The organism is Kitasatospora sp. NPDC001225 (assembly GCF_053597855.1).
On the sequence record NZ_JBSFJC010000234.1, the window covers coordinates 1 to 6,789 of the forward strand.

1 pseudogene is annotated in these 6,789 nt (G+C 77.3%); it reads left to right on the plus strand.

Going from position 1 to position 6,789, the window contains the following annotated elements:
* Positions 1 to 6,789, plus strand: a pseudogene (locus tag ACWDCZ_RS37945) (amino acid adenylation domain-containing protein); the annotation flags it as partial.

A 6,789-nucleotide genomic window follows, 5' to 3' on the forward strand; every position in this document is an offset into this window, starting at 1 on the left:
CTCTGGTTCCTCGACCGCTTCGAGCCCGGCAGCACCGAGTACACCTCGCTGTCCGTGCTGCGGCTGCGCGGCGCCCTCGACCGGGCCGCCCTGGGCGCCGCCCTGGACGCCCTGGTCGAGCGGCACGAGGCGCTGCGCACCACGTACGCCGAACGGGACGGCCGGGCCCGGCAGGTGGTGCGCCCGCCGCACCCCGTCGAGCTGCCCTGCGCGGACGTCCCGGCGGCGGAGCTGGACGCCCACCTGGAGCGGATCGCCACAGCCCCCTTCGACCTCGCCGAAGGCCCCGTGCTCCGCGCCCACCTGGCCCGGACGGCCGCCGAGGAGCACGTCCTCGCCCTGGCGGTGCACCACATCGCCACCGACGGCTGGTCGATGGGCGTGCTCGGCCGCGACCTCGGCGAGCTGTACGCCGCCGCCCTCGAACGGCGGAGCCCCCGGCTGCCCGCGCTGCCCGTCCGGTACACCGACTACGCGGCCTGGCAGCGCACCCGCACCGCCGCCGCCGAGGCCGACCTCGACCACTGGCGCCGGGCCCTGGACGGCCTGGCCCCGCTGGAACTGCCCACCGACCGGCCGCGCCCCGCGGTGCGCACCCGCGAGGGCGCGCTGACGACCTTCACGCTGCCCGCCGAGCTGACCGCCCGGCTGCGCGAGCGCGGCCGCGAGGCCGACGGCACCCTCTACACCGTCCTGCTGGCCGCCTGCCAGGTGCTGCTGGCCCGCTGGTCCGGGCAGCGCGACGTCGCCGTCGGCACCGTCACCTCCGGCCGCGAGCAGGGCGAACTCCACGACGTGGTCGGCATGTTCGTCAACACCCTGGTGCTGCGCGGCGACATCCGCCCCGAACTGACCTTCCACGAGCTGCTGACCGCGGCCCAGCACACCGTGCTGGACGCCCTGGCCCACCAGGAGGTGCCCTTCGAACGGCTGGTGGACGCCCTCCAGCCGGAGCGCGACACCAGCCGCACCCCGCTGTTCCAGGTGATGGTGGCACTGCACAACCTCGGCGCCGAGACGCCCCCGCTGCCCGGCCTGACGGTCGAACCCGTCACCCCGCCGGTCCGCAGCGCCGCCTTCGACCTCTCCTTCGACTTCGCCGAGCACGACGGCGGCCTGACCGGCTACCTGGAGTACAGCACCGGGCTGTTCGACGCGCGGACCGCCGAGCAGCTGGCCCACCGGCTGACCACCCTGCTGGCGGCCGTCGCCGAGGCGCCCGGGACGGCCGTCGGCGAGCTGCCGCTGATGAGCGGGGACGAGCGGCGGCAGGTGCTGCGCCAGGGCCGGGGCGAGCCGCTGCCCGGGCCGGACACCACCTTCACCGCCCTGTTCGAGGAGCAGGCCGCCCGCACCCCGGACGCCACCGCGCTGGTCGCCCGGGACGCCACGCTGGACTACGCCGCCCTCAACGCCCGGGCCAACCGGCTGGCCCGCCACCTGGCGGCCCTCGGCGCTGGCCCGGAGCAGGTGGTCGCCGTCCGGCTGCCGCGCACCTCCGACCTGGTGGTGGCGCTGTTCGCGGTGCTCAAGGCCGGGGCCGTCCTCCAGTTCGTCGACCCGGACCTGCCCGAGGAGCGGGCCGCCCTGCTGCTGGCGGACACCCGGCCGCGCACGGTGCTGACCGAGCGGGCCCTGCGCGAGGTGCCCTGGGACGCCCTGCCCGGCCACGACCTGACCGACGCCGAGCGGACCGCCCCGCTCCTGCCCGGGAACGCCGCCTACCTGATCCACACCTCCGGCTCCACCGGCCGCCCCAAGGGCGTGGTCGTCGAGCACCGCCAGCTGGTCAACCTCTGCCGCGACCACCGGGAGGGGATGCTCGCCCCGCACACCGCCGACGGCGCCCGGCTGAAGGTCGCCCTCAGCGCCTCCCTCTCCTTCGACACCAGCTGGGAGGGCCCGCTGCTGCTGGTCTCCGGCCAGGAGCTCCACCTGATCGACGAGGATGTCCGGCTGGACCCGCAGGCCTTCTGCGCCAGGATCGTCGAGCAGCGGCTCGACGTCGTCAACGTCACCCCCTCCTACCTGCGCGAACTCACCGCCGCCGGACTGTTCGGCCCCGCCCCGCACCACCCCCGGCTGCTCCAGCTCGGCGGCGAGGCGATCCCCGCCGCCACCTGGCGGGAGCTGGCCGAGGTCCGGGCCCGACTCGGCGTCACCGTCTACAACCTGTACGGGCCCACCGAGTGCACCGTCGACGCCGCCTACGCCCGCTGCGCCGACCACCCCGGGCGCCCGGTGATCGGCCGGCCGGGCCGCGGCGTCACCGCCTACGTGCTGGACGGCGCGCTGCGCCCGGTGCCGCCCGGCATGCCGGGGGAGCTGTACCTGGCCGGACGGCAGGTCGCGCGCGGCTACCTCGGCCGGCCCGGGCTCACCGCCGGCCGCTTCCTCGCCGACCCGTACGGCGCCCCCGGCACCCGGATGTACCGCACCGGCGACCTCGCCCGCTGGGACGCCGCCGGGCAGCTGGAGTTCCTCGGCCGGGCCGACGACCAGGTCAAGATCCGCGGCTTCCGGATCGAGCCCGGCGAGGTCGAGGCCGCCCTGCTGACCCACCCCGACCTCGCGGACTGCGCCGTCGCCGCCCGCGAACAGGGCGGCCGCACCCTGCTGGGCGGCACCCGGTGCCGGCCGGCGACCGGGTGCCGCCCGCCGAGGAGCTGCGCGCCTGGCTGCGGCGCACCCTGCCCGACCACCTGGTGCCCACCGCCTTCGTCCCGCTCGCCCGCGTCCCGCGCACCACCAGCGGCAAGACCGACCGGCGCGCCCTGCCCGCCCCGCCCGCCCAGCCGGACCGCACCACCCCGTACGTCGCCCCGCGCCCCGGCACCGAGGAGCGGCTCGCCGCGATCTGGGCCGAGGTGCTGGGCGTGCGGCGGGTCGGCGCCCGGGACAACTTCTTCGCGCTCGGCGGCGACTCCATCCTCAGCATCCAGATCGTCTCCCGGGCCCGCGCCGCCGGACTCGCCCTCACCACCAAGGACGTCTTCCGCTACCAGAACGTCGCCGAACTCGCCCTCTGCGCCGGGGAGTCGACCGTACGGACGGAAGCGGACGAGGCCGAGCCCGCCGAGGCCCCGCTCACCCCGATCCAGCACTGGTACCTCGACGGGCGCCGCCCCGGCGAGGCGCTGCGCTTCACCATGACCCAGCGGCTGGTGCTGGCCCCGGACACCGACCCGGCGGCGCTGCGGCAGGCCGTGCTCGCGCTGGTGGAGCACCACCCGGCGCTGCGCACCCGCTTCCGCCACGGCGAGGCCGGCTGGCACCAGGAGGTCCGGGAACAGGCACCGGACGGCGTCTTCACCCACCACCGGACCGTCCTGGAGACGGAGGTGCAGCGGGCCGCCGAGGAGGCCCAGCGCTCCTTCGACCCGCTCCAGGGCCGGATGCTGCGCGCCCTGTACTTCGACGGCGGCGCCGGCCGGCCCGGCCAGCTCGTGCTGACGATCCACCACCTGGCCGTGGACGGCGTCTCCTGGCGCATCCTGCTGGCCGACCTCGAAGCCGCCCACCACGCCGCCCGCACCGGCTCGCCCGTCCGGCTGCCGGAGCCGGGCACCTCCTACACCCGGTGGGCCGCCCGGCTGGAGCGGCACACCCGCTCCGGCGCCCTGGACGGCGACACCGCGTACTGGACCCGCACCGGCGAGGCCCCGGCCGGACTGCCCGCCGGGCGCCCGGGCGCCAACACCCACGGCACCGCCGCCACCGTCACCGTGACGCTGGACGAGGCGACCACCGGGGCGCTGCTGCGCCGCGTCCCCGAGGTCTACCGCACCCAGGTCAACGACGTCCTGCTCAGCGCCCTCGGCCGCACGCTGGCCCGCTGGTGCGGCCGGGACACGGTGCTGATCGGGGTGGAGGGCCACGGCCGCGAGGACCTCTTCCCCGACCAGGACCTCTCTCGGACGGTCGGCTGGTTCACCGCCGAGTTCCCGCTCGCCCTGCGCGTCGACCCCGAGGCGGGCTGGCACCACACCCTGCGCTCGGTCAAGGAGCAGCTGCGCGCCGTCCCGCTGCGCGGACTCAGCCACGGCGCGCTGCGCCACCTGCTCCCGTCCGCCCTCCCGGAAGGCGCGGCCGCGCCGCAGGTCGGCTTCAACTACCACGGCCAGTGGGACACCCGCACCGGCGCCGACGGGCTGCTGCGCGGCTCGCTGCCCCCGGCCGGGCGCGACACCGACCCCGACGAGCCCCGCCCCTACCTGCTCGACGTCATCGGGGCCGTCCAGGACGGCCGGCTCGAACTGGGCTGGACCTACCCGGCGGAGGTGTACGAGGAGGCCACCGTCCGCGCCCTCGCCGAGCAGACCCTCCAGGCGCTGCGCGAGCTGGCCGAGCACTGCGCGGGCCCCGGCGCCGGCGGCCGCACCCCGTCCGACTTCCCGCTGGCCGGCCTCGACCAGGAACGGCTGGACGGCCTGGTCGGCGACGGCCGCGAGGTCGCGGACCTGCTGCCGCTGACCCCGCTGCAGTCCGGCATGCTCTTCCACGGCCTGGTCGACGAGGACGGCGCCTACGTGGACCGGATCGCCGTCCGGCTGGCCGGCGTCGGCGACCCGGCGGCCTTCGCCGCCGCCTGGCAGCAGGTCGCCGACCGCACCCCGGCGCTGCGCACCGCCGTGCACTGGCGCGGCCTGCCGCACCCCGTCCAGCTGGTCGCGCGCCGCGCCGCCCTGCCCGTCCGCCACCTGGACTGGCGCGCCCTGACGCCCGGACGGCGGGCCGAGGAGACCGAGCGGCTGCTCGCCGAGGAGCGGGCCGCCGGCCTGGACCTGGGCACCGCGCCGCTCACCCGCCTCGTCCTGGCCGCGCTGCCCGGCGAGGAGGTGCTGCTGCTCTGGTCCACCCACCACGTGATCCTGGACGGCTGGAGCACCGGCCAGCTGCTCACCGAGGTCTGCGAGGAGTACGCCGCGCTGACCGGCGGCCCGCAGGCGCCCCGCCCCGTCCGCCGCCCGTTCGCGGACTTCCTGGCCTGGCTGCGCGAGCAGGACGGGCGGGCCGCCGAGGAGCACTGGGGCGCCGCGCTCGCCGGGTTCACCGAACGGACCGCGCTGCCCTACGACCGCCGCCCGGCCGACGCCCACCGGGCCCGCTCCACCGCCGCCGTCCACCGCGTCCTGGACGAGGCGGCCTCCGCCCGGCTGCGGGAGAACGCCGCCGCCGCCGGACTGACCGTCAACACCCTGGTCGAGGGCGCCTGGGCGCTGCTGCTGGCCCGCTACGGCGGCACCGCGGACGTCGTCTTCGGCACCACCGTCTCCGGGCGCCCGGCCGAACTGCCCGGCGTCGAGACGATGATCGGGCTGTTCATCAACACCGTGCCCGCCCGGGTCCGCATCCCCTCGGGCGGCGTGCTGCCCTGGCTGCGCGACCTCCAGGACCGGCAGAGCGAGGGCCGCGGCCACGACCACCTGGCGCTGACCCGGATCCAGGGCCTGAGCGAACTGCCCGCCGGGGAGCCGCTGTTCGACAGCATGCTGGTGTTCGAGAACTACCCCGTCGACGAGTCCGCCGCGGACCGCACCGGCGTCCGGGTGGTCGAGGTGCGCGCCGACGACGCCACCACCTTCCCCTGGTGCCTGCGCGCCCACCTGAGCGGACAGCTCGCCTTCGACCTGGCGTACGACCCCGCGCTCTTCGACCAGCGCACCGCCCGGGACGCCGCCGACCGGCTCGCCCTGCTGCTGACCGCCCTCGCCGACGGCCTGGACGGCGACCTCGCCGCGCTGGACCCGCTCACCCCGGCCGACCGCGACCTGCTCGCCTCCTGGCACGCCACCGCCCGCCCGCCGGAGCCGCGCAGCCCGCTGCGGGTCTTCGCCGAACAGGTCCGCCGCACCCCCGACGCCCCCGCCGTGCGCGAGGGCGGGCGCGAGCTGGACTACCGCGGGCTGGACGACTGGTCCGACCGGCTGGCCGCCCGGCTGCTCGCCGACGGCCTGGCCCCCGAGGACCGGGTCGCGCTGGCGATGGACCGCGGCACCGAACTCGTCGTCGCCCAGCTGGCCGTCCTCAAGGCTGGCGGCGCCTACCTGCCCGTCGACCGGCGCGCCCCCGAGGAGCGCCGCCGCACCCTACTGGAGCGGGCCGGCGCGGCCGCGACCCTGACCGCCGGACAGGTCGCCGCCGCCCGCGACGGCACGGTCGCCCTCAAGGTGCTGCCGCCCGCCGACCCGGACCGGCTGGCGTACGTGATGTACACCTCCGGCTCCACCGGCGAGCCCAAGGCCGTCGCCGTCCGCCACCGCGACGTGGCCTCGCTCGCCACCGACAGCCGCTTCACCGGCGGCCGCTGCGCCCGGGTGCTGCTGCACTCGCCGGTCGCCTTCGACGCCGCCACCTTCGAGGTCTGGGCGCCGCTGCTGAACGGCGGCTGCGTCCTTGTCGCCCCCGACGGGCCGGTGGACGCCGCGCTGCTGCGCCGCCTCGCCGGCCCCGACGGGCCGACCGCGCTCTGGCTCACCGCCGGGCTGTTCCGGCTGCTCGCCCAGGACGCGCCGGACTGCTTCGGCGGCCTGCGGGCCCTGTGGACCGGCGGCGACGTGGTGCCCGCCGCCGCCGTGCGCCGCGTCCTGGCGGCCTGCCCCGGGCTGACCGTGGTGGACGGCTACGGCCCCACCGAGACCACCACCTTCGCCACCGCCCACGCCCTGTCGGACGCCGCCGCGGTGCCCGACACCGTCCCGATCGGCCGCCCGCTGGACGACCGCCGGGCGCACGTCCTGGACGCCCGGCTGCGGCCCGTCCCGCCGGGCTGCGCGGGCGAGCTCTACC